Origin of the sequence: Maribacter sp. Asnod1-A12, from assembly GCF_045063735.1 — a bacterium.
Taxonomy (GTDB): Bacteria; Bacteroidota; Bacteroidia; order Flavobacteriales; family Flavobacteriaceae; genus Maribacter.
Map to the genome: position 1 here is coordinate 2,336,452 of NZ_JBEFNZ010000006.1, position 24,289 is coordinate 2,360,740.

General features: G+C 35.3%; 27 protein-coding genes. 8 read left to right on the forward strand and 19 right to left on the reverse strand.

The annotated features are described in order from the left end of the window. Positions 1–4: 4 nt before the first annotated feature. On the reverse strand, positions 5–634 hold the full coding sequence (locus ACJJVP_RS09915) for a response regulator (protein ID WP_405413250.1): 630 nt from the start codon (positions 632–634) through the stop codon (positions 5–7). Between the two features lie 165 nt (positions 635–799). Then, a complete protein-coding gene (gene nadE / locus ACJJVP_RS09920) occupies positions 800–1,588 on the reverse strand; it encodes an NAD(+) synthase (protein ID WP_405413253.1) in 789 nt (262 codons plus the stop codon). 70 nt (positions 1,589–1,658) lie between these two features. Between nadE and gldB the strand changes: the two genes are divergently transcribed. Together gldB and gldC are read left to right on the forward strand one after the other, a co-directional pair. Then, positions 1,659–2,636: a gliding motility lipoprotein GldB gene (gene gldB, locus ACJJVP_RS09925; RefSeq protein WP_405413255.1), complete on the forward strand. Its 978-nt coding sequence runs from the start codon at positions 1,659–1,661 to the stop codon at positions 2,634–2,636. Further along, positions 2,637–2,978: a gliding motility protein GldC gene (gldC, locus tag ACJJVP_RS09930; protein ID WP_405413258.1), complete on the forward strand. Its 342-nt coding sequence runs from the start codon at positions 2,637–2,639 to the stop codon at positions 2,976–2,978. On the opposite strand, the gene ACJJVP_RS09935 is transcribed toward gldC, so the two are convergent. The 15 genes from ACJJVP_RS09935 to ACJJVP_RS10005 all read right to left on the reverse strand — a co-directional run bounded on the left by ACJJVP_RS09935 (position 2,975) and on the right by ACJJVP_RS10005 (position 16,160). After that, positions 2,975–3,634: a hypothetical protein gene (locus tag ACJJVP_RS09935; RefSeq protein WP_405413261.1), complete on the reverse strand. Its 660-nt coding sequence runs from the start codon at positions 3,632–3,634 to the stop codon at positions 2,975–2,977. The genes gldC and ACJJVP_RS09935 overlap by 4 nt on opposite strands. A gap of 210 nt (positions 3,635–3,844) precedes the next feature. Next, positions 3,845–4,834 carry an IS110 family transposase gene (locus ACJJVP_RS09940; protein ID WP_405409753.1) on the reverse strand — a complete coding sequence of 330 codons (990 nt, stop codon included), beginning with the start codon at positions 4,832–4,834 and terminating at the stop codon, positions 3,845–3,847. Positions 4,835–5,374: 540 nt separating this feature from the next. Next, complete coding sequence (locus tag ACJJVP_RS09945) at positions 5,375–5,980, reverse strand: hypothetical protein (RefSeq protein ID WP_405413263.1); 606 nt, start codon at positions 5,978–5,980, stop codon at positions 5,375–5,377. A gap of 69 nt (positions 5,981–6,049) precedes the next feature. Beyond that, complete coding sequence (locus ACJJVP_RS09950; protein ID WP_405413265.1) at positions 6,050–6,685, reverse strand: transglutaminase family protein; 636 nt, start codon at positions 6,683–6,685, stop codon at positions 6,050–6,052. 393 nt (positions 6,686–7,078) lie between these two features. Further along, complete coding sequence (locus tag ACJJVP_RS09955) at positions 7,079–7,480, reverse strand: group III truncated hemoglobin (RefSeq protein WP_405413268.1); 402 nt, start codon at positions 7,478–7,480, stop codon at positions 7,079–7,081. 9 nt (positions 7,481–7,489) lie between these two features. Then, the gene (locus tag ACJJVP_RS09960) at positions 7,490–7,834 is read right to left on the reverse strand and encodes a cupin domain-containing protein (RefSeq protein WP_405413271.1); all 345 of its coding nucleotides are present in this window, start codon (positions 7,832–7,834) and stop codon (positions 7,490–7,492) included. Between the two features lie 137 nt (positions 7,835–7,971). After that, a complete protein-coding gene (locus ACJJVP_RS09965) occupies positions 7,972–8,700 on the reverse strand; it encodes a zinc-dependent peptidase (RefSeq protein WP_405413273.1) in 729 nt (242 codons plus the stop codon). Between the two features lie 71 nt (positions 8,701–8,771). Further along, positions 8,772–9,260, reverse strand: coding sequence for an AAA family ATPase (locus tag ACJJVP_RS09970; RefSeq protein ID WP_405413275.1), 489 nt, complete (start codon positions 9,258–9,260; stop codon positions 8,772–8,774). Positions 9,261–9,371: 111 nt separating this feature from the next. Beyond that, a complete protein-coding gene (locus ACJJVP_RS09975) occupies positions 9,372–10,001 on the reverse strand; it encodes a hypothetical protein (RefSeq protein WP_405413277.1) in 630 nt (209 codons plus the stop codon). A 109-nt stretch (positions 10,002–10,110) separates the two neighbouring features. Further along, on the reverse strand, positions 10,111–10,626 hold the full coding sequence (locus ACJJVP_RS09980; protein WP_405413280.1) for a hypothetical protein: 516 nt from the start codon (positions 10,624–10,626) through the stop codon (positions 10,111–10,113). Positions 10,627–10,720: 94 nt separating this feature from the next. Then, positions 10,721–11,179, reverse strand: coding sequence for a DUF2750 domain-containing protein (locus tag ACJJVP_RS09985; protein WP_405413281.1), 459 nt, complete (start codon positions 11,177–11,179; stop codon positions 10,721–10,723). A gap of 28 nt (positions 11,180–11,207) precedes the next feature. Continuing rightward, on the reverse strand, positions 11,208–11,873 hold the full coding sequence (locus ACJJVP_RS09990; RefSeq protein WP_405413284.1) for a hypothetical protein: 666 nt from the start codon (positions 11,871–11,873) through the stop codon (positions 11,208–11,210). 143 nt (positions 11,874–12,016) lie between these two features. Next, the gene (locus tag ACJJVP_RS09995) at positions 12,017–12,901 is read right to left on the reverse strand and encodes a DUF5694 domain-containing protein (RefSeq protein WP_405413286.1); all 885 of its coding nucleotides are present in this window, start codon (positions 12,899–12,901) and stop codon (positions 12,017–12,019) included. 185 nt (positions 12,902–13,086) lie between these two features. After that, positions 13,087–15,201: a DEAD/DEAH box helicase gene (locus ACJJVP_RS10000; protein WP_405413288.1), complete on the reverse strand. Its 2,115-nt coding sequence runs from the start codon at positions 15,199–15,201 to the stop codon at positions 13,087–13,089. Between the two features lie 8 nt (positions 15,202–15,209). Then, positions 15,210–16,160, reverse strand: a complete 951-nt coding sequence (locus tag ACJJVP_RS10005) for a DUF1837 domain-containing protein (RefSeq protein WP_405413291.1) — start codon at positions 16,158–16,160, stop codon at positions 15,210–15,212. A gap of 208 nt (positions 16,161–16,368) precedes the next feature. Between ACJJVP_RS10005 and ACJJVP_RS10010 the strand changes: the two genes are divergently transcribed. Next, complete coding sequence (locus ACJJVP_RS10010; protein WP_405413294.1) at positions 16,369–16,746, forward strand: GTPase; 378 nt, start codon at positions 16,369–16,371, stop codon at positions 16,744–16,746. Positions 16,747–17,462: 716 nt separating this feature from the next. Here ACJJVP_RS10010 and yihA read toward each other — a convergent pair. Next, on the reverse strand, positions 17,463–18,077 hold the full coding sequence (gene yihA, locus ACJJVP_RS10015) for a ribosome biogenesis GTP-binding protein YihA/YsxC (RefSeq protein WP_036156198.1): 615 nt from the start codon (positions 18,075–18,077) through the stop codon (positions 17,463–17,465). An 11-nt stretch (positions 18,078–18,088) separates the two neighbouring features. Then, on the reverse strand, positions 18,089–18,853 hold the full coding sequence (locus ACJJVP_RS10020) for an alpha/beta fold hydrolase (protein ID WP_036156195.1): 765 nt from the start codon (positions 18,851–18,853) through the stop codon (positions 18,089–18,091). A 71-nt stretch (positions 18,854–18,924) separates the two neighbouring features. Between ACJJVP_RS10020 and ACJJVP_RS10025 the strand changes: the two genes are divergently transcribed. Genes ACJJVP_RS10025 through ACJJVP_RS10045 form a run of 5 tightly spaced genes read left to right on the forward strand, consistent with a single transcriptional unit; the run spans position 18,925 to position 24,276 of the window. Beyond that, the gene (locus tag ACJJVP_RS10025) at positions 18,925–19,590 is read left to right on the forward strand and encodes a division/cell wall cluster transcriptional repressor MraZ (RefSeq protein WP_405413298.1); all 666 of its coding nucleotides are present in this window, start codon (positions 18,925–18,927) and stop codon (positions 19,588–19,590) included. After that, the gene (gene rsmH, locus ACJJVP_RS10030) at positions 19,580–20,482 is read left to right on the forward strand and encodes a 16S rRNA (cytosine(1402)-N(4))-methyltransferase RsmH (protein ID WP_405416162.1); all 903 of its coding nucleotides are present in this window, start codon (positions 19,580–19,582) and stop codon (positions 20,480–20,482) included. Before ACJJVP_RS10025 ends, rsmH begins: the two co-directional genes overlap by 11 nt. Then, a complete protein-coding gene (locus ACJJVP_RS10035; RefSeq protein ID WP_394330707.1) occupies positions 20,469–20,810 on the forward strand; it encodes an FtsL-like putative cell division protein in 342 nt (113 codons plus the stop codon). The genes rsmH and ACJJVP_RS10035 overlap by 14 nt, the downstream gene beginning before the upstream one ends. After that, positions 20,810–22,816: a penicillin-binding protein gene (locus ACJJVP_RS10040; RefSeq protein WP_405413300.1), complete on the forward strand. Its 2,007-nt coding sequence runs from the start codon at positions 20,810–20,812 to the stop codon at positions 22,814–22,816. The genes ACJJVP_RS10035 and ACJJVP_RS10040 overlap by 1 nt, the downstream gene beginning before the upstream one ends. Continuing rightward, positions 22,813–24,276 (forward strand): UDP-N-acetylmuramoyl-L-alanyl-D-glutamate--2,6-diaminopimelate ligase, encoded by a 1,464-nt coding sequence (locus ACJJVP_RS10045; protein ID WP_405413302.1) that lies wholly within the window; start codon positions 22,813–22,815, stop codon positions 24,274–24,276. The genes ACJJVP_RS10040 and ACJJVP_RS10045 overlap by 4 nt, the downstream gene beginning before the upstream one ends. Positions 24,277–24,289: the final 13 nt, after the last annotated feature.

The following is a 24,289-nucleotide window of genomic DNA, read 5'->3' on the forward strand; positions in this document are numbered from 1 at the left end:
GAATTTAGTACAATTCTAAGGCTTTTGCCTGTTGTAGTAAATCTACCATGTTATCTACATTTAATTTTTTCATTAAACGAGCTTTATAGGTACTAACTGTTTTTTCATTTAGGTTCAAGCCTAATGCAACTTCTTTGTTACGTTTACCACTAGCTAAAAGTTTTAATACTTCTATTTCTCTAGTTGATAGTTTTCTAAAGAACCTTCTTGGTTTTTTAGTTCCTTCATCAAAAGCAAGACGTTGTGCAAGTTCGTTTGTGATGAACATGCTACCTTCACTTACTTTGGTTACTGCTGCAGTTATGTATTCTACACCAGAAGATTTTGATAAATAACCGAAAGCTCCTGCTCTTATGGCGCTAAGGGCATATACATCTTCAGATTGACCGCTATACATAAGAACTTTTACGTCTGCATAATCTTTCTTGATCTTGCGCAATGCCGCTATTCCATTTATATCTGGAATATCCATTTCTAACATGACCACATCGGGGGTTGTGTCTTTGAGTTTTTCAAAAAGCTCTTCGGTAGTAGCTACCTCGTCGATCAATTCAAATCCCTCAGCGGCTTCTAAAACCTTTCTTATTCCCATTCTTATGATAGGGTGGTTGTCCGCTATTAAAACTTTGATCATTAATTAATTTTTTATATAGATTTTAGAACCTATCCTGTCTAAAAAGACTACATGCAATGTAAGGCTTAAAATTCTAAATTAGAAGTCAAAGTTGCATTATTTTATTAGGAACGTATAATTTTGGACTTTATTTTCGATTTAATACCTTGATTCTTAGTTGAGTTGTTATTTTAACTCTTTTGGGATCTCACAAACAGGTATTGGCAGCATTTTATGTTGATTCATTGTATTCAGTCTCATGAATATCGTATAAACCTCTTTCTTTCTGCCTTCAAAATCATGTATTGTTTTACCTTCATCTTTCATGTTCATTGCCCACTCTAGTTCAGGGTAAGAAGCACCGATTTGATCTTCATCAGTTCTGTCATCGCCCCATAATCCATCTGTAGGTGCTGCACCAATAATTTCTTCATTTACTCCTAGAAACTTAGCGATGGCATATACTTCGGTTTTCATTAAGTCGGCAATCGGGCTCAAATCTACCCCACCATCGCCATACTTGGTATAAAATCCTACTCCAAAGTCCTCCACTTTATTTCCTGTACCTGCTACCAAATATCTTTCTAGAGCGGCAAAGTAATACAAACTGGTCATACGTAAACGAGCTCTTGTATTGGCTAAAGACATAAATCTGTCTTCTTCATTATCAACCGTTGGTAGTGCATCCACTAAACTATCGAATACCGGTGTAAGATTAACAGGTTGCCTTCTAACATTCGGAAAATTGGCAATTAACCAGTCAATATGTCTAGAAGCACGATCACTTTGGTTCTCCGCTTGGTGAATTGGCATCTCTAGACAAAGTAGGTCTAAACCCGTCTTTGCGCAGAGGGTGGAAGTAACGGCAGAATCAATTCCGCCAGACACGCCAATTACAAAACCTTTCTGTTTTGCATTTGTAGCATAATCTTTTAACCATTTAACAATGTGCTCAATTACCTTTTCCGTTTGCATACCGCTCTAATTATTTAGTAAAATCAATTAACTTTGCCCTAAAAATAAGTTGAACACTGTGAATAATAAAATGTATTGTAAAATACTTACCAAGGTCAAACCTATTTTTATACTATTATCAGTTTTTTTCATTCTTTCTAGCTGTAATGATAGTGATAAGGTAGCCGAAGAGATTGCCGCCATACCGATGGACCTCAAGATTTCTCGATTTGATCGTGAGTTCGCCGCTTCTGGTGAAAAAGGTTTACCGGCATTACGTAAAACATATCCGTACTTGTTTCCGGCACCAGATAGTGTTTGGATTGCTAAAATGCAGGATTCGCTTCAGATAGAGTTATTTCAAGAAGTGGGTAATGCCTTTCGTAGTTTTGAAGATGAGGAAGAGGGGTTGGTTCAGTTGTTCAAGCACATCAAATATTATTTTCCGCAGTATAAAGTGCCAAAGGTGCTTACGGTTACCAATGATGTTGATTATAATAACAGAATCATTTTAACCGATAGTTTGTTATTTATTAGCCTTGATAATTATTTAGGTTCTGAGCATAAGTACTATGGTGGATTTCAGCGTTACATAGCACAATCTTTAGATCGTAATTATCTAGTTAGTGATGTTGCAAGCGCATTTGCCAAGCAAGTTGTGCCAAGGCCTAGAGACCGCACATACCTTGCCCGTATGGTTTATTTTGGAAAAGAACTCTACCTTAAGGATAAATTGATGCCGGAGGCTAGCGATGGTAATAAGATAGGATATTCTCAAGAAGAAATAGACTGGGCTATAGCAAATGAAGAGCCTATGTGGAGAAACTTTATAGAGAACGAATATCTATATAGCACCGATAACAAATTAAATCAACGATTTTTAGAACCAGCACCCTTTTCTAAATTTGGATTAGAGTTGGACAATGAGTCGCCAGGAAGGTTAGGTCGTTATATAGGCTGGCAAATAGTACGTGCCTTTATGGAAAACAATGATGTAAGCATGATGCAATTAATGCCAATGCCTGCGGATGAAATATTTAAGAAATCAAATTACAAACCGAGAAATTAGATGGCAGATTTACATACTTCAGAAATTACACTGCGCGTAGGATTAGATGAGAATAGAATTCCGGAAACATTAAACTGGTCTGCACAAGACGGTGGTATAGAAAATGAAGCGGCCAAGGCAATGTTATTATCCGTTTGGGATAGTAAGAACCAAGAGTCTTTAAAAATTGACTTGTGGACAAAAGATATGCCTGTTGATGAAATGAAAACATTCTTTCATCAGACTTTAGTTTCTTTGACCGACACTTTCTTAAAGGCGACTCAAGACGATAAAATGACTGCTACGATGAAAGATTTCTGTGATTACTTCGCAGAAAACCTAAATCTTAAAGATCAAGGCTAAGCGGTTTTCAACTTCTTTTTTCCTTTTGTTTTTTTTATCCAGTAAATAATATAGGCAGTTCCTAATACGGAGGGAGTAAGCCATGCCCAAAGATTATCTTGGTGCATACCTGCAACTATAAATGCAGTAACCGAGGCTATTAGAGCGCCTAACATTCTGCTTAGGTGATTTATGAGCCAAAGTTTTCTGTTTTCTAATGTGGTCTTAAATAGTTTGTAGTCGCCAAAGGTTAAAAAGAGGCCGGTAAGACCAAATACTAGAAATAGGATACTGTGAGAAAAACCTTGTAAAAGTCCGGTAGCACCAAAGCCGATCATTAATAGCGCGCAAACAGCCATAATTGCTGAAACTAGTATATCGGTCAAATTTGCTTTTGTTTTTTTGACAGATTTAAATGTAAGCGCTCTATTACCTGCCAATACCATGTAAATGGTAAAAATACCGATCAAGAATAAAAAGGTGTTGATGTGATTGGGCATTCTCGCAATCACCAAAGAAATCGCAGAACTAATAATCATAGACCAAGAAAACCATTTGCCCAGCCGTTGATGGTTTAGCCTTCCTTTTTTAACAATGATACTTGCAATACCGGTTATTAGCCCCACACCGCCAAAAAAAGCGTGTATATAAATAAATATTTCGATGATGTTTTCCATGGTCGGTTTGTTTTATGTTGCTCAAAGATGAAGTAATCATTGTTCAGAAGTGAAGATAAGTTACTCAATTGTGGATTTTGGATGCTGAGTTGTGCTGAGAGGTTTTAAATGCAAAGTACAAAGTCTTAAGTAAAAAGTATACATCATTGGGAGCTGTGTTTCGCAACATGGCAATCTGTGGTCTTTATAATGACAATGTCAGTTCGATTTCTATGACGTTGCCAAACGGTTTTTGTAAAATGTTTGGTTGTTAATCAGAGCAAAAACTAGATGAATGATTTTGTTCCTCACAGCGTTTATTACACTCATTTTGTTTTTTCCTTCATTAACTTTTCGATGATAGTATATAGCTAGGTCGTTATTCAATCTTATTGCGCTCAGAGCACCTAAATGGAGTAGTTTTTTGAGTCCCTTGTCCGCTAGATTAGATACTTTGTTCCTTCCGAATACCGATATTCCAGAGGTGTTCGCAAAAGGAGCTACACCTGCATAACAAGCCAATTTTCTCGCTTCTTTTATAGTTTTGAACTCATTGGTCTTTACAATTAGGTTTAAGCACAATATGGGACCTACACCGGGGATGGACTGTAGCTGTGAAGCCATATTCTTAATCCTTTGACAAGAGTCGACAAGTTGTTTTAACTCTAATTCTATAGTGCCGATCTGCTTGGTCAGTTCCTTTATCAGCTTTTGGTTTTTAGAGAGAATCGATTTGACAAGCTTTGCGTTGTCCAAAACAAGTATTTCTTTATTTTTGGTCTTGATTTCCTTGCGTTGTTTGACCCTGAATTTTCTTTCCGACATTAGTACCTGTAGGGATTCCAGTACTTTTCTTTTTTCTATGTAACAATCCATTTCATCATGGTTCTTACGAATGAACCTTGCTATCCTAACGGCATCTATAACATCGTTTTTACCACGTACAAGTCCTAGACTTTTCTTCAAATGCAATGGGTTTACGACATAAAAACTACACTTCATACTAGGAAGTATCCTCATTAGTTCCCAGGAATACTTTCCTGTGTTCTCAACACAGATATGATATTCGTGAGCAGTGTTTTTTAGCAGATGTCCAAAGTATTTAAAGATTGATCGTTTGGTATTTTTAATGACCAGGGATTCCGTTGTGTCGGATAAAATACAAATATCCAAAGTGGATTTGCTTACATCAATTCCGATGAACTTTAATTCTGTTTTCATAAATTTGGTTTACTTGATTAAATAGATAGTACTCAACTCCTTTATAATGGGCTTTATATCCCGAATTTCTAATTTGAGTTTTATCATAAACGGAAAAGATCTGAATCGAACTATGAGCTTGGAACTCGGAGTGATTTGATAGTGTATCTTTTCCGTTTTTAATTTACTAATTCTAGATAACAAATCTAAAGGAGTGTTTTCTAAAAGAAAATGTATCGAGAACAGGTTTGGTACACGTAAAGGTTCTCGATACCTGCACATCGGCAGGCATGCAAGTTCTCTCATGCTTTGAAAATTCACTCGAATTGACATTTCGTTTTGATATAGTTGAGAGTGCTAAGTATTAAGTCTTTGCGAGGGGTTTTTTAGCAATGTAGTAATCTATTGAGTATAAAGTTTTAACTGACATTTCATTTTGCCATAGTAAAAGGTGCGTAGTACCAATTTTTATAGACAAAAGATATTCCGAACGGCTTAATACTTCGTACTTATTACTTAATACAAAAAAACGCGCAGCGTTAAAAAACCATCAACCATCAACTATTTCCTATTCTTCTTCGGCTTACAGGTCATGCAAAAATCGGAAAGGGCATTGATTTCATCAATCACCTTGTTATGTTCTTTTTGAAGTAATTCAGCATCTTTCCCAAAATCGGTGGCTTTAAAGACTTGGGCGCTTACGGTGTTCATTTCCTCTTGTAGTTGATTGAAAATAGGTTGAAATAAACTAGCGTCGCTAAAAGCACCTTTTTCCTCGTAGATTTTCTTTCGTATTTTTCTGGAGTATAGCTCTACCAGATCAAAATCGTACCGACCAAATTGTAGTAATTGATTTGCGGTCAACGAATCTGGAGCAACCAAAACAGCCAAATTTCTTTGAAAAATAGCTTTTACTTTGTCGTTGAAGTTTTTGGTGAACATGAAAGAGACCGAATTCATGTTAAAACTAAAATCAATTTTAGCACCTGAATAGATAGAATAGGAGGTAAGTGTAGAGTCAATTTCCGATTCTGGAGATTGGTAGTCACTCAATTGTAATTCGTAATCTGGCGTCCATGCCATTGGTTCTTGAGCAAATACCAATGAAGATGAAAATGCTATGAATAAAGTAAATATGAATTTTTTCAAGGGAATTGTATTTTCCATCGAATGTACTATAAAAAATAATCTGTAAAGTAGATTGGTGAAATTTTGAATATTAAAGTTTGTTAAAACCTACAACTGAAACTCCGTCTGGTTGGTTCCGGTATCAAAAATATTGGGGTAGTGCTCGCGTGCATTCCGTTCCATAAATTCCATAGGTACATCTTCAAAGTGACCGTAGTCTTCCAGGTACTCCATAAATTGCGTTCCGTCTGCACTGAACTCTTGTAAAACAGCATCATTTTCACCATCAAAATCTAAAGGAGCAACATTAAGCATTTCACATAACGATGTATTGAAAGTAGGGGAGAGTTTCAGCCATTTATCATTTATAAAAGCATCTACCATGCCATGGGGCGTAAGTTCGTTCGATCCGAATTTCTCTATTAATCGTTCTACGCCAATATGGTTTTTAACTTTCGCTAAGTGAATTCTAGCGGGTATACCTAGGGCACGAAGTCCTGCGATTAAGATGATAGACTTATCTATACAGTGACCCTTTGGTCGTTTTACTATTTCACTGGCTCTGTATTTTTCTTTGTTGAAGCTTAAGCTATATGGATCATATCGCCATGTATCGCGCACTTTGTTGTAAAGTGCGATAGTAATTTCTTTCTCGGAAAGTGAAGTGTTTTTAAAATCTGATATTAAATCTTGTATCTCATCACTTTCATAATCAAAAAAATAGGTAGGGGATAGGTAGTCCATAGAAGTTTCAATTTGAAAAATGTTTCATGTTCAATTTACGAAATAGATTTGGCATACTTGCTTCGTCAATGGTAGAGGGTTTAAATTAAGTATTAAGTAAAGAGTACAAAGTATGAAGTAAGTATTGTAAGTTAGAATATAGAGAATAGACTTTTTTATCAGAAGCTTAGAATCAGTATTAAGTACAAAGTAATAAGTAATTGTAAAGTTTAAATAGAGAAAATAGAGGATAGAAAATAGAGTATAGATGTTAGACTTATATTTAATTTGTATTTAGCCAATAGCCAATAGCTAGAAGTAGCTAAACACTAACTCACTAACAAACTGAACACTGAACACTGAACACTGAACACTGAACACTGAAACTGCCTACTAAATCCCACCCCCTAAAATCTAGTTCTTAAGCTCTTCCGGTCTACTCTGCCAAATGTGAATATACTGCCCTGTAGACATTCTGCGGGCCATGTCTTTAGCTCTCGTGGCCAATTCGCCCTCGTAAAGTTCGTCAATCGTTTCGAACCAAAGTTGTAGCCATTGTGCGAAATGGTCTTGTGATATGGAATGATGAAGATTTTTATCGACCTTGACATGAGCCTTAGACGGACTTCCCCTAAACGTGCGGACACCAAAAAGATTAGACTCCCAGAAATCGGTGAGTTTGCTTAAATGCGTAGGCCATTGCTTATCGGTAATATGTCCGTTGAAAATGGGTCCTAGCATTTCGTTTTGCCGTATTTTATCGTAAAAGGTATGTACCAATACACGCACATCTTCTCTATTGGTAATTTGGGTCATAGTCTCTTTTTATGAATCGGCAACAACTTTTTCAACTCGTTCAGCGGCATCTTGTTTAGAAAGGGTAAGACGTACAATACTGTCGGATTTTGCTAAAAGATCATGCGGAACATTGGCAGCTAAGGTAATGATATCTCCTTGTTTTAGCATATGAACTTTGGCTTCAACACCAAAGTCAATACTCCCTTCAACTATATGGATGATAATGGAAAAAGGAGCCTTGTGCTCTTTCATGAGTTGCCCTTTCTTTAAAAGAATTCTAATCTCTTTTGAGAAAGAAGTTTCTAAAAGAACTTTGGTGACTATTTTATCATCGTTAAAATCTAAATTTTCGGAGAAAGATACCTTTTGCATGCTCGTGTTTTTACAATAGTATAAAACATTGGTATGCTAAACTATGACACTTCTCAGGTTACGGAAAGAGCGATTCGTTTTTGTTCCGTATTTTCTTATAGTGTTAGATAAAATTATGACCCTATGTAATTTCTTTTTTACTTCGGATTTTTGCCGTTCCGTGGGTCTTGTTTTAGCACCTTTGCGGTGGTACGGTAAAAGGTAGGCGAATATGAATAAAACTCATGAGGTTGCTCAAAAAACGTTTCTAACGTAATGGCAAAAAGCTCCATTAGGTTAGTACCACCATAATCCCTGAAAATGGTGTATTTACCTTCGCGTATAAGCGGTATTTTTTTGGTTGCCAATTCTTTCCAAGCGTTAAGATCCGTATCATTGAATACCTTAGAGAAGTAGGAACCTTTAGCATGTTCAATAATCAGGCAATGACTGAATTCGTGTATGGCAATGTTTAGTCCGTCATCGTTTATGATAAAACCCTTCTCTACGGCAGGCCATGACATGTTTACACGCTTGGTCACCGTATTTACATCACCATCGTACAAAACATCTCTGCCCTTGTAAGCGTACGAAGACGGAGTAACGAATACGGTTTTAAAGATGCTTAAAACATCTTGCTTTAGACCAAAAGTAATCTCAACAAAAGCACTGGAAATGACCAGTTTCATTTCTGTAGTAAGTTCAAAACCTTCGGTAGCGCCAAAATTTGTAGTCTTTAAGAACAACAAAGTTCTCACCACAAAAAACTGTTGGTGTTTTTTGGATAAGGCGGTGTAATACGCGTTCCATTTGCTAAGTACCTCGTGGCATTCGTGCTTGCTGCTGGATTTAAGAAAAAAGTTGACGAAGGTATGTTTTACGTTCAAATGGTTGAGTTGGTTGAAGCAGTGTTTTAGTAAATAGTAAACGCTAAAAAATGTGGAGCGCGAAATTAGTGTTATTCGTTGATAACAACACTATCTATTAGTTCATTTTCGGTAGGTTGTTCAAACCAGGTTTCCATGAAATCGAAATTCTCTTGGCTAACTTCAAACTCGAACGTAGCTCCTTTTTCGGTGTTACGCTGTTGTACACGTTGCCATCTGGTTTCTTTAGAAATGTCTAAAAAATGAAGTTTAATATCGAATCCATTAGAAGCTGCAAAAGCTCTAAACTTCTCGCGATGTTCAAATTTAGATAAGCCCAAATCTAGAATAGCGTCTGTATGTGACTCTTCTAATTGTACAACTACATTTAAAATCATCTCCTCCGCCCGCTCAATACGTTCTAAAAACCATTCTAATCCGTCAGTTTCAGTTTTGTCGGGTAGAAACAACGTATTGTTCCAAGTATCTATGGAAAAGAGCACGCCTTTGGTTTTCTTTTTAAGCTCTTTTGAGTAGGTGGTTTTACCTGATCCTGTATTACCGACGATGAGGTGTAGCATTATTTTATTTTTTTTAAACACGTATTCTATATTGAAGATATTATGGAGGAAAATGTCTTCGAGATATAAAGAAATGATTTGAAATTTGAATAGAAACAAGTAAAGTATTGTTTATTCACATTTATTATAGATTTTGGCAGCTGTTATAATACTTGAAGCTCTTATCGTTTTATTTTTAAGTCTTAAAACTAATTCTGGGCAATCTGAAAAATATTTCATTGCATTTTTGCGAAAGTATTTATTAAGGATTTCCTGACCCAAATGTTTAATTAATAGTGTAGCATTTTGTTCAAATTTACGTTGTGCATAAAATTGATTATAGTCATCTGGCTCAACTGATTTAGAAAAGGGTGTACCATCAGGAAAATAGTCTACATCTTGATGCGCTACTTTTCTTGCGTATATCCTTAACTTATCACTGTTATACATTATTTTTAATAATTGTACTTTATCTGGCGAAGTTCTTATGTATTCAAAAAACGAGATTTTGCCTTTTTTATCTTTAAATAAAATTTTAATGGCATTTGTATGGTCATATTTAGAAATTTTAGCATAAAGATTCTTTCTATATTTCACTTTTTTATTAGTGGTTGATTTACCTCTAACGACCATTGGAATTTTTATAAAACCTTTAATTGTATCGTTGGTTCTAAGAACTACTTCTCCTAATCTCCAATCGTATTGTGCATTTGAAAATACTATCGAAAATAAACAAAGGGCAAACGTTATTTTTATTTTCATTTTTGAATTACAACTTTAATTATTTGATGTGTTAATTGCAAATGCGGCAATTATAGCAATAATAAAAGATAAGGCTTCAAACCCGATTTTTAAATTTTATAATATTTATTTATTCAATCTCAAAACTTTTTTCAATGATATCAAACCCTGGTTTGTTTACCATAGCATCTTCAGTTGCTTGTTGTACTAAAATTGCAAAAGTTTTATATTCTTCATAAAAAAAATAAATGACACCATCGTGTTCTATACCTAGAAGGCTTGCATTAAACTTAATTGAAGTACAGTTAATATTGTTATAATGATCTTCTGTTGGGTCTTCAAAAACTAAATTAGAATTTTCATAGATTATATTATTAAGAAAATCTTCTTTGTAGTTCGTTTTCCATTCATTAAGGTCAATTTCTGCATTGATCCATGTCATAGTTACAAGACCGCTAGAATCAAAACCATCTTTTTCAATAGATAGTAAGTAACCTTGGTGGTTCATGTTTTCTTGATCGGTTATTTGCCACCCTTTTGGTATGGTAAGCGATACACCGTCGTCTTTGAATTTTGACGATTGAGTTTCACTACAAGCGAATAAGAATAGAATTAGCGAAGCCATTAAAATTAGTGGTGTTTTCATGTGGTTGGTTTCTGGTTAAATGGGGTAAAAATTAATTAATACAAAGATGTATACCCGCCATCATCATCTAAATAGCGTTTTATTAAATTATAATTTACCCATTCGCCTCTTTCGCCTGTTCTTCTAAATCAGCAAGATTTTCAAATTTTTGCAGCGGTAAATCTTTATTGGTCGCTTTTATTTCAGCAACTAAGGCAAGAATTAAATCTAAAGGTTTGGCTTCATAGCCAAACATATTTTGGTCGAATTCAATACCTGCTAATATGCCGTCATTTTCCATGCCTACACCCCAATTTTCTATAAAATCTACTAATGCTATTTCTGTAATCTGGTAGTTCGCCCAATGGTTTATGGTACAAGATTTAGCTCTAGCACCTTCTCCCCAAAAACATAGAATGTCAACAGGTTTGCCACGTTCATTTTCATAATGCGCAGAAGCTGAGGTTGCAAAGCCTTCATGATTTTGTAGTGCATAAACAATGTCTGTGTCGCAAACCGTTTTTATAAATTTTTGGTATCTATTTTCAATGATATCTGAGCCTTGTTGTTCCATGTATTTTGTTTGTGGGAAGGTGTGTTGTTTATTTGTCGAACTGAAAATAAAGTATTGTTGACCAATTATCAATTCCTAGCAGCGCTCTTTTTTCAATTTGTTTATTTTGAATTGTTTTCTCTATCTGTGCTTTTTCTTTCTCTGACAAAACAGGTACTGATTTCTTGAACCAACCTTTCTTTGTCATTTGGTCTCTTTGCGATACCAAATGCGCTATTTCCTTGTTTACGGACTCCACATGTTTTATGAAATTTTCAATAGTTTTTCCTATTTGCGTTACTTCATTAAAAACTTCAAGGTTTTGCTCTTCAAATGGTTCATTTCCCATTTCGTACAATTCCCCACCTTCAAGAAAGAAGTATTTTAAATCGAATTTATTGTCGTTGAAAAACTGTTTTGTTTTTTCAATTTCAGATTTAAGGTACTTGGGTTCAAATAAATGCAACGTTTGTAATCTGTCCAAAAATTTAAAAAGACTGTCTTTTCCCTTATAAGCGTCACCACTTATGGTTATGGGGTGTTCGTAATCCCATAGAACAGATTTGCTATTTAAAGTATCGTTGCTCAATAATATCTTATAAGACAATGGAATTTCATAAGCATATTCAGACACACTTAATACAGAATCTTCTGGAGTCTTTGCTCTATCTAGTCTATTGAAATCAAGATTATATAAATAACTTCTATTTGCCATTTTTTATGCTTTTTTGAATTATAGCTAACGTTTTTATAAATGATAAGTTGTCTTTTAAAGAAATGGAAATTAAGAATTTAAAAGAATCAGATTTTATAATCTTTAGCCTAATTCTATTGTATTGGTGAACGAACTTGCCAACACTAGTTTTTTTCCAGTAAGTCTTTTAATTCAACTGTTTTCCAATTCGGATTATAATCTATAAAATCTTTTAGTATTGCAATATGGCTTGAGCCTAAGAGAATCATTATTTTTTCATCTTTATCAGTAACCTGCTTTTGTATTTTAGAATATATATGCAAATTTCTTCTAGACCATTCTGATGCCAAAAAAGTTCCTATGGTATCTTTTACAGAGCCTGCTTTATTTGCAAAATTTAAATACCAAGCTCTATCAATTTTTCTTTCTTGTTCAGAATTTAGAAAATATAAAACATCTAATAAAGATTGATCTTTATTTACGATAGCATTATATTCAGATTCCCATTGTTTGTCTTTAATCTCATCTAAAGCAATTAAGTCTTGTTGATTGGAAGTTTCCATACTTTTAATCATCGAGCTATTTGGAAAAGAAGAGTCTTTGTAATCACAACCAAAAATTCTTTTATGTTTTAATTGTTTTGCAACTCTAAATGATAACTGATCTCCTTCGTCTCTTTCTTTAAGTTCAAAATCTCCTGGAACAAAATGCTCATAAATAGAATCTAATTCTGTCTGTCTTGAAAAGGGATATTCCACAAATATTTTGCTAGGACCAAATTCTGCGATTTTATTACAAATTAATTCAAGCTCTTTTTGATTTTTTTTGGTCAAGACATCTACTTCGTTCGTTTGTATAATATCTATATTGTTACTGGGGTCAAAATTTGAAAAATGAAATGTTCCAATTAATAGAACTTCAGTCTTCGTGGAGTCATTGCTTGAAGAGGAAGGTGATTCTGAAGAATCTTCGTTAGTATTTATTTGACAAGAAATTAATGAAGAAATTGAAATGAAAATTAAAAATCTTAATCTAATACGTTTGCACATTTTGGAGATGTTTTTTTAAAGATTAGATTTTTTCTTATTTGTTACAGATATTTTTAAAATAATGTTTACGTCTCTGTATATGGAAAGTAGCGGATTTTCAAGCACTAACTTTTCAGATTATAATTGAACTTAATTTTGTTATTTATCTTTCCTTTAAGTACCAAAACCGCTATTTTTTGTATACGTTATTGGGCATCGTTATTATTCCGAACTGTTATTCCAACAAAGAAATATTCTAAAATATATTTATCAAAATTATCGATTCCTTCGATAGTTGAAATTCGTTTGAAGCCAATTTCATTTAGATTTGCTAAAACATCGTGTAATTTCAGTTCTTTTTTATGAAAATCAATAAGCCCTTCATTATGTATTTTTCTTGAAATCATTCGCGGTAAACCAAATTCTTCAAGTTGATAAACAACCGTTGGAAGAAACGCATTTGATGCTAATGAAACAAAACGAGAAATATCATAATTCTTTTCTTTTAATATTTCTTTTTGTAAGATGTTGACATCACTTAACAATGAAGTTAATTTAAATGTAACTTTTCTTTCTAGTTTGAAAAAATCATCAATACCAATCTCGTGCGGTTCTAATTCTTTTAAGAGTTTTGGTATTGGTTTAAACCAATTGTATTTAAGGATTTTGACAAACTCTACAAATTGTGTGTAGCTTGCTTCCCAACCACCTGGCTGTAAGCGAATTATTTTAAATAGCATTCTACCCCAATTTTGGGTATTCATTGAATTTAAATATCCTAACCCATTCCAACTATTTGGGTCGTTTTTCATGTCATATGCGATTTTTTTAATCAATTCTGCATCACTTATTTGGAAAATATTTTGAGCCTGCAACCTTTCAAACTCTTCTTCTCCTAAAATAGAAGCCATTTCTTCTTTGTACATTATAATTTTTGCGACTTGCTCACTCGTTAGTTCTTTTGCGAACTTCTTTTCATCTAAATCACCAAGTATTTCTTCTGGAAATGGTATGTCTAGTTGGGTTTGTTCTTCTTTAGGTGGCACGTCTAAAATGTAAATTTTCCCAATGAAATGTTTAAACATTCTACCACTTCGCCCCATAATATTTTTATAGGTAAAGTCATTTAATCTTGCTCTTCCTTTTCCACTTCTATTTGCCCAAATAATTACATTTTCGGCAGAAGTATTTACGCCCTCAATTATAGAGGAAGTAGAAATAACATTGTTTAAGCCTTTTGGATCTTCAAATAGTTTGACTTGGATTTGACTTAAAGAACGATGAAGCCTACCATTGTGAATTCCTGTTCCTCGCTTTATTAACTTCGTAAGGCTCCAATTAAACGAATAGTTTTTACTTAACCAAGATGAAAATCCATTAAGTAGTTCACGTTCTTGTTCAACATTACTGCCTATCAATAATGTTGAAAGGCTTTCTATATTTTTATAAGTCCCAGCATAAATAAGAGATTTAGTTTGTTTCTCTTTCAGAATTTCAAGTAATTTTAAGCTTTTTAATTCTTCATCATTCTTAAGTTCTTCGTGAAAATCGTGTTTTTCAAGAAAAACAGTATTGAAATCTAAAGAGAAGAATTCCATTCCGATTGTGAACGGATTTTCTTCTAAACGACTAATATTTGGTGCTAAAAAATAACGTTGTTTTGCAACTTTACCGAGTTTTAAGATAGCTTTTACAAGAGTAGGCGATCGACCAGCGTCAAATTTTGAACTAGCTTTATAGAATTCATCTATTATGAGAATATCTAAGTGTTCTATTTTTCCAACATAATTAATAGCACGTTCTTGTGGGAAGATAAAGATGTTTTTATCTGCAAGTTCAACCTCTGTAGTTGTAATTATTTTATATTCGTGCGCAAACTTTTTATAGAGTCTTCTTCTTGTTTCATCTGTTAATGCAATTGTTGGAACTATTATAACAACATTCGTTGGTTTTTTGATTGAAATGTAAGCATCAATTACAAAGCTTTTTCCAAAACTTGTAGGTGCACTAACGGCAATATTTCTACCTTCAACTAATTTTCTTAAAAGACTAGATTGTTCTCTATGTAGAGTTGGTATTTCTTTATCTCCAGTATCTACTTTAAATACTTCATAGACAAATCTATCTTGCCAACTTGCATTATCGTAATCTATATATGGATACAAACCAGTTTCTTTAATCAGATGATTTACTAGTTCTGAATATTGAATATCATTTTGTTGATGATAGTCTAAAAGTTTGATTAATTCATCTCTTGCTATTGATTCTTGATTATCAATTAAATAGGTGTTTATTGTATGGCAGGTTTTGAAAATATCCATATTGCGAATTAATCTTGATTTTTATAATGCTGTACATTCTGAATGAATTTATCAACAATCGGTTGTTTTTCAGGTACAGGAAATAAAATCAAATGAAAGTTGATTTCCGAATATTTAAATATTGATATACTGCATTTTTTTATTTGCTTTTTAAAATAGGATTCGGCTCTTTCTTTATGATATTGAACGATTTCCTTTTTATATTCATCCGTTAGTGAATCACTCTTTGCTGTTATCTTACACTCATATAACATAAGGATTGGAATGTGTAATTTTGGCTTTAAATCATCAATTGACGTTTTTGATGAAAGCAGTTCTTTGATTTGCTTTAGCAATTCGCTATCGTCCTTCAATAAATCATTTAAATCAGAGACATTTGTTATTATACTATTTTCTTTTTGAAGTTTATCAGATAACAATGAATTTTCAACTGAATTAACTATACTGTAGAGTCTTTCATCTTCTATACTATTATAAAATTTAGCTTCCCCAAACCAAATTGTAAAGCTCTTATCATCATTAACTATTATATGAACGCTATCAGCACCTTTAGCATTATCCTGTGGGTTTTGCTTGTAAAAGATTTTAGGAACAACAGGTAAGGCTTTATAATGATGTTTCATAAATCCATATAATATTATTTCTGCTAGTTCACTTCCTTGTCCATCTTGATTCTTTGAAAGGTCAGTTAGTCTTAATTTTTTAGCTGCTTCTGTTAAAGTAGAATGTGATTTGTCAATTAACGCCATTCTGTCTTGATAAGAAAGTGCTGTTTCTGCTATATTATCCCAAATAAATTCTTGAAACTTACGAAACCTCCATTTTCCATCAGCGAAGTCATTTATTAGACTTAAAACATTTTTATTTTCAATGTGTTTAATTTCTTCTTCGGACTTTAAATTTATAAATGAATCGTCAATTAATATTTCAAAATCTATGTTTGGTTCGGTTACTTTCATTGAATGTTCGATGTTTCTTTTAATGATGCCCAACTATGGTGTATATGCACACTTGCGCATATTCCCCTATATTCAGAAATATGTGTAATTACACCTCTAATATACCACTAAAGAATAAACCTACAATTAACATTTCACTCTGCATTACGGGAAACCATAATTGGTAAAAAATTATGTATGGTTTGGGTATTTTTACGACAAAAAGGTCATGTCAAAGAAAATTCTATTTATCTATAATGCCAATAGCGATACGGGCAGTAAAATGCTAGATTTCGCCCATAAAATCATTAACCCAGCTACCTATAACTGCAATCTCTGCAGTTTAACCTATGGCAGTTTTACCGAGAACAAACAGTGGAAAGGGTTTAGAGAGAGCTTGTTAGCAAAAGGCTACGAGTTAGAATTCTTTCATAAAGATGAATTCCAAGAAAATTATAAAAGCAAATTTGGGCATAAGTATACCTATCCTATTATACTGGTTGAAACAGATCATGACCTAGAAGTGTTGGTGTCTGCCGAGAAGTTGAACGCTATGGAGACGGTGGAAGATCTTATTGGTGAAGTAGGCAGTTTCAGTGATCAGTAAGCAGTTTCAGTTTTCAGTCTTACTCGGTCGCTGAGCGTAGCCGAAGTGATACTTGTTCCGGTCTCTTCGACTGCGCTCAGGATGACATTTTGGTTTCAATAGACAGTTACAGTTGGCAGTGCCAGTTTTCAGTAAACGGTTACAGTAAGCAGTTGTTGGTTGTACCATTGTCAGTTCGAGTGAATTTCGAGGTACGAGAAATTTGTATCGAGAACAGGTTTGGAACACGTGAAGGTTCTCGATACAAATTTTTCACTTCCGCTATGCTTCAGTAAAAAATCCACTCGAAGTGACATTTCGGTTTTAAAGAGTAAAAAGTACAGCGTATGAAGTCATAAGTAATTAAAGAGTACAAAGTAATAAGTGTACAACCTATTAAGTAGTGGATGTGCAGTGTAAAGAGAATAGCATAAAGCGAACAGCTCTGAGTACGAAGTACAAAGAACTAACACAAACAGCTATGTACTTAATACTTAATACAAAAAACGCGCAGCGTTAAAAAAACTGTCAACTGTTACTGTCAACTGTTACTGTCAACTGTTACTGCCAACTGTTACTGCCAACTGTTACTGCCAACTGATACTGCCAACTGTCAACTGAACACTAGAACAAGTACTTATTACAAAAAACGCGCAGCGTTAAACAACGAACAACGAACAACGAACAACGAACAACGAACAACGAACAACGAACAACGAACAACGAACAACGAACAACTACTTCGTTGCCTCAAAAAACTTCTCGTTGATATCATCTATATACGCCAGTACTTCATCGCGACCGCTACGGTGGCTAGAGCTGGTTACAAAATGTGGTGGTGCTTCTTCCCACATATCGGCTAAAAGTTTGTCCAGATATTGCTTTACCTGGCGCTCAATAGCTTTCGGTTTTAGTTTATCTGCTTTGGTGAAGATAATGGCAAAAGGTACTCCGTTTTCACCCATCCACTGCATGAACTCCATATCTATAGGTTGTGGATCATGGCGAATATCTACAAGCACAAAAGAACACACTAGCTGCTCTCGTTGTAAAAAGTAATTGGTGATGTATTTTTGAAAGGTATTTTTATCTCTTTTAGAAACACGGGCATAACCGTAACCCGGTAAATCTACCAGAAACCAATTTTCATTGATCTTAAAATGGTTGATCAATTGTGTCTTACCAGGTCTGCCAGATGTTTTTGCCAAGCTTTTACGTTCGGTCAACATATTGATCAAAGAAGACTTACCCACGTTAGAACGACCAATAAAGGCGTACTCGGGTAAAGGCTCTTTAGGGCATTTGGCAACATCAGAGTTGCTCATTACAAAGTCGGCCGACTTTATTTTCATCCGTAGGGTATTTAGAAATTGTTTTTCGTCAACCACTCATCAAGAATGGTATTGAATTGGTCTGGGTGCTCCATCATAGGTGCATGTCCACATTTATCCATCCAAAATAAATCTGAATTAGGTAAAAGCTCATCGAACAGTTCTGCAACGTCTGGCGGAGTAACCGTATCATTTTTTCCCCATATAATACAAGTAGGGGTTTTCATGCTAGGTAGGTCTTGCGCCATGTTATGGCGAATGGCACTTTTAGCGATTGCCAAGGTCTTCACCAATTTTACACGATCATTGACCGTAGCAAAAACTTCATCTACTATTTCTTTGGTAGCCACTGCCGGGTCATAGAAAACATCTTGCGCCTTCTTTTTAATGAACTCATAATCACCACGTTTTGGGTAACCGTCGCCCATGGCACTTTCATAAAGACCAGAACTACCGGTAATCACCAAAGCTTTTACTTTGGCCGGGTATAATTTAGTATGTAAAAGACCGATATGGCCACCTAAAGAATTGCCTAAAAGAATAACATCATCTAGCTCTTTATAGTCAATGAATTTCTTAAGGTATTTGGCAAAATTCTTTACCGTTGTCTTTAGCATCGGCATTGAGTATAGGGGCAATTCAGGAATCAGTACTTTGTAACCTTTAGGAGGGAAATAAGTATTCACTCCTTCAAAATTACTGAGTCCGCCCATTAATCCGTGTAGAATAATAATGGGTTTTCCTTCGCCTTTTTCTATATACTTAAATCCTCCGTCGTTGATCAATTCGTTTTCCATGCGCACTACTCATCAGTAATTGTCCAAATATAGGTAATTACCGAGAATAGCAAACAACTCTTTTCGATAAGGTGACCACAAGAAACTTTAAGAATTCACTTTTTCAAGATTTAGGGGCTGAGTGGGAAAATTATCCCATAAAATCCGATGAAGTGCAAAAACGTGTTCAAAAGCGGGGTAATTTATTAACAAAGTGGTTTTTAGTGGTAAAATGTGGTAATAATATTTATATATTTGAGTTATATAAACTAAACACAACCAAATTGGATATCTTTTTCTTTGGGACATTTAACTGCAAAGCTGATGCTAAAGGGCGTATTATGCTCCCTGTTGCGCTGCGCAATCAAGTGGCTCCGATCCTAAAAGATGGCTTCTTTATCAAAAAATCATATTTGAGCGAGTGTTTAGAATTATACCCTGCTTACGAGTGGCACAGAGTAATGGCAGAGTTGAACGAAAAGAGCAGGTTTGATGAAGAAAACCTACAGTTCATAAGAATGTATACTGCGGGGCTTCGTCAAGTAGAAGTAGATGCTACCGGTAGATTATTGATTCCTAAAGACATTATCTCATTAGGTGGTATTACCAAAGAAGTGGTCATTGCACCAATTGGTAAAAGATTAGAGATCTGGGACAAGAAGGCGTATGACGAATCTATAAACGCAACGAAAGAAGAGAAGGTGAAGTTGGCAAAGCGTGTAATGTTAGGTGAAAAACCAAGTGGAGATGTATCATAATCCTGTATTACTGAAAGAATCGGTAGACGGTTTAAACATCAAAGAAGATGGTATATATGTAGATGTGACATTTGGTGGTGGCGGTCACTCTAAAGAGATATTGAAAAGATTGGGCAAAGAAGGCAAATTATATGCCTTTGATCAAGATGAGGATGCGCAAGCAAATACATTAGGTGATCCAAGATTTACGCTGATAGCGGAGAATTTTAGATACATCACCCAGTTTTTAAAGTTCTATGGCATAAAGAAGGTAGATGGTATTCTTGCGGATTACGGAGTGTCATCGCATCAGTTCGATCAAGCGGAAAGAGGATTCTCTACACGTTTTGATGCGGATTTGGATATGCGAATGAGCAAGCGCAATACACTATCTGCTTTTGAGGTAGTGAATAAGTACTCATATGATGATTTGCGTAAAGTGTTGTTCGAGTACGGCGATATCAGAAACGCGAACGCCATGGCAAAAGTAATCGTTGCCAGTAGGGAAGAAGAAGAGATACAGACTACCGATGCATTGAAAACAGTGTTGAAGCAGTTTTTGCCAGAACATAGGCAGCATAAAATATTGGCGCAGATATATCAAGCGATTCGCATAGAGGTGAATCAAGAGATAGAAGTGATCAAAGAGTTTTTGGAGCAGGCTCCTGGTTTATTGAATGAAAAAGGAAGGCTAAGTGTAATTAGCTACCACTCTTTAGAAGACAGGCTTGTAAAAAGATTTATAAGAGCAGGACAGTTTGAGGGAGAGCCGGAAAAGGATTTTTACGGCAATATAGATGTACCGTTAAAAAAGGTTGGTGGATTGATAGTGCCGACTAAAGAGGAAATAAAATTGAATAACAGAGCACGTAGTGCAAAATTAAGAATAGCAGAGCGTAATGGCGAAAAGTAAAGTGAAAACAGGTGTTTTTGACCTATTGAAGGGTAAATTTTTGGTGAGCGATGACGCCCCTAAAAATTGGCTGTTCATTATTTTCATTTCGTTTTTGGCAACGGTTATGATCAGTAGCTCTCATAGTGCAGATCAAAAAGTACACCGCATTGCTTTATTGAATGAAGAAGTAAAAGAGTTGCGTAATGAGTTCGTAGATATGCGATCAGATGTGCAACAACTAAAATTAGAATCGAGCATTACCGGTAAAATATCGGAAAAAGGACTGTATCCTTCAGAGAATCCCCCGCAGAAAATTAAGGTGAAATCTTTAAAAGAGGAGGAATAATGGCAGCGACGGATAAAAGCATATTAAAAAGGCTCTACATAGTGGCGGGTTTCATGGTGCTCTTTGCGGGTGCTGTGTTGTTTAAGCTGGTTTCTATTCAAATTGTAGATGGCGAAAAATACCAGGCATTGGCAGATACGCGTACCGAGCGTATGTTCACCATTGAACCGAATAGAGGTAACCTATATTCAGATGACGGTAGCCTTTTGGCAACTTCAGTATCTAAATACACTATTCGTTTTGATGCCGTAACGGTAAGCAACGAAGATTTTAAGGAAAATGTAAAACCATTGGCAGATGCCCTGGCGAAGCAATTTGGAAAAACATCTTCTCATTATCAGCAACTTTTAAGAAAAGCTAGGGAGAATAAAAATAGGTATGCGCTTATTGTGCGAAACTTGGATTATTCTGAATACATGGCGGTGAAAGAATTTCCACTATTCAATAAAGGTGCATTCAAAGGCGGACTTATTATTGAGCAGAAAACGAAAAGAGAGCATCCTTTAGGTAAAATTGCCGAGCGTAGTGTTGGGTATGAGCGTGTAGATGAAAACGGATATTATACACGTGTAGGTATGGAAGGTGCTTTTGGGGAATACCTAAGAGGAATTTCTGGAAAGCGTTTAAAGCAAAAAATTGCAAAAGGACAGTGGAAGCCAATTGGTAACGATAACATCATTGAGCCAAAAGATGGTTATGATGTGTATTCCACTATAGACATTAATATACAAGATATAGCGCACCATGCATTATTGGGTCAGTTAGAGAAATATCAAGCAGACCACGGTACGGTAATCGTAATGGAAGTGAAAACCGGTGAGGTAAAAGCGATATCTAATTTAGGTCAGACCTCAGAAGGTAAATATTACGAGCGATTGAATTACGCTATCGGTGAATCTCACGAGCCTGGTTCTACTTTTAAATTAGTGAATTTGGTGGCTGCTTTGGAAGATAAGGTGATAGATACCAGTTCTGTAATAGATACTGAAAAAGGAGCTTGGAAATTATATAAGCATACTATTAGGGATACGAAACGTGGAGGTCATGGTGAAATTACCATGTCAGAAGCTTTTGAAGTATCGTCAAATGTTGCCTTTGCTAAAATGATTCATGAAGGGTATAAGAATGACCCAGAGAAATATGTGAACAGATTAATGAGCATGGGTATTCACAAAGAATTAGGGTTGCCTGTCGTTGGCGAAGGAAAACCTGTATTGCGTTACCCAGGTGATAAAGGGTGGTCAGGTCTTTCATTGGCGCAAATGGCTTATGGTTATGAAGTATCTATGACGCCGCTGCAAACATTGGCATTTTATAATGCTATTGCAAATGATGGCGAAATGGTAAAGCCACGTTTGTTGAAAGAAGTAAAAGAGTGGAACAAGACGATTGAGAAGTTTGATAAAAAGGTGTTGAATTCTGAAATATGCTCGCAATCTACGGTGAAGAAAGTGCAGCAGATATTAAAGAATGTCGTAGAGAAGGAGCATGGTACGGGTCACCGTATGTATTCAAAGAATTTTTCTATGGCAGGTAAAACGGGTACTACGCAAACCAACTATGTGTCTAAGGATAAGTCTAAGTACGAATACATTTCTTCGTTCGCAGGATATTTTCCGGCAGATGATCCAAAGTACTCTTGTATCGTGGTAATCCATAAGCCAGACAAAAGTGTTGGATATTATGGTGCAGATGTATCTGGTCCGGTATTTAAATCTGTAGCACAAAAAGTATATGCAACATCACCTTTAACAAGTGAGGTAGATGTAAAAAATGTTTTGATCGCTAAAAATGAAGATTCTCACCAAGGATACTATAAGGTGGCGCAAGCAAAATATGCTTCAATGCCAAATGTAAAAGGTATGTGTGGTATGGATGCCGTTGCAATTCTTGAGAATTTGGGTATTGAAGTAGAGGTAAGAGGAAATGGTAAGGTGAAAAAACAGTCCATAACCAAAGGCACCGATTTAAAATCAGTGAAAAAAATAGTATTAGAATTAATATGATGCAATTAAAGGACATATTATATGGAGTGCGTATTACTGCTGTTAGCGGTAGTACCTCTTGTGATATAGCATCAGTTCGTTTTGATTCTCGCGAGGTGCAAAAATCCGATGCCTTTGTAGCTATAAAAGGCACGTTGACCGATGGTCATAAATATATTGATCAGGTGGTTGCTGCAGGAGCAAGAGCAATAGTTTGCGAGCAGTTACCAGCTGAGATGATAGATGATGTTACGTATGTACAAGTAGAAAGTGGTAATCAGGCATTGGCATTGATGGCTTCAAATTACTACGGTACGCCATCAAAAAATTTAAAATTAGTAGGTGTTACGGGTACCAATGGTAAAACCACGGTATCTAGTTTGTTATATCAGTTATTCAAAAAAGCAGGATATAAAGTAGGCTTGTTGTCCACCATTAAGATTATGGTAGATGATACGGTTTATCCAACAAAACATACTACTCCTGATGCATTGGTAATCAATCAGCATTTAAAATTGATGAACGATGCCGGTGTAGAGTATTGCTTTATGGAAGTAAGTTCTCATGGTATTCACCAGAAAAGAACCGAAGGTTTAGTGTTTGAAGGGGCGATTTTTACGAATCTGTCTCATGATCATCTAGACTATCATAAAACATTTGCAGAGTACCGCGATACTAAGAAAATACTGTTTGATCAACTGCCAAAAACGGCATTTGCATTAACTAATGTAGATGATAAGAATGGTTTGGTCATGTTGCAGAATACTAAGGCTAGAAAAGCAAGCTACGCCTTAAAGAACTATGCGGATTACAGAGCACAGATTTTAGAAAATCAGTTCGACGGTCAATTGTTGAAAATCAATGATCATGAGCTATGGACAAAATTAATAGGTCATTTCAATGCCTATAATATGCTAGCGATTTTTGCGACAGCAGATTTATTGGGATTGGAGCAATTAGAAACCCTTCGCTTATTGAGTGAGTTGGAGAATGTGGATGGAAGGTTTCAATATTATATATCAAAAAAAAGAATTACGGCTATAGTTGATTATGCCCATACGCCGGACGCCCTAAAAAATGTGCTTGAGACAATCAACACGTTGAGAACTGGAAATGAAAACGTCATCACCGTTGTGGGGTGTGGTGGCGATAGAGACAGATCAAAGCGTCCGGTAATGGGTAATATCGCATCTGAAATGAGTAATAAAGTTATTCTTACTTCAGATAATCCTAGAACTGAATCCCCTACTGAAATTATTGCAGAAATGGAGGCGGGGGTAGAACCTCAGAATGTAAAGAAGATTTTATCCATTGAAAATAGGGAGCAGGCCATAAAAACGGCATGTCAACTAGCAGACGATAACGATATCATATTAGTAGCCGGTAAAGGTCATGAGACCTACCAAGAGACCAATGGCGTACGCATAGATTTCGACGATTTTAAAATAGTAAAAGAGCTTTTAGCAAGCTTAGAAAAATAACCAAAGCTTAGTA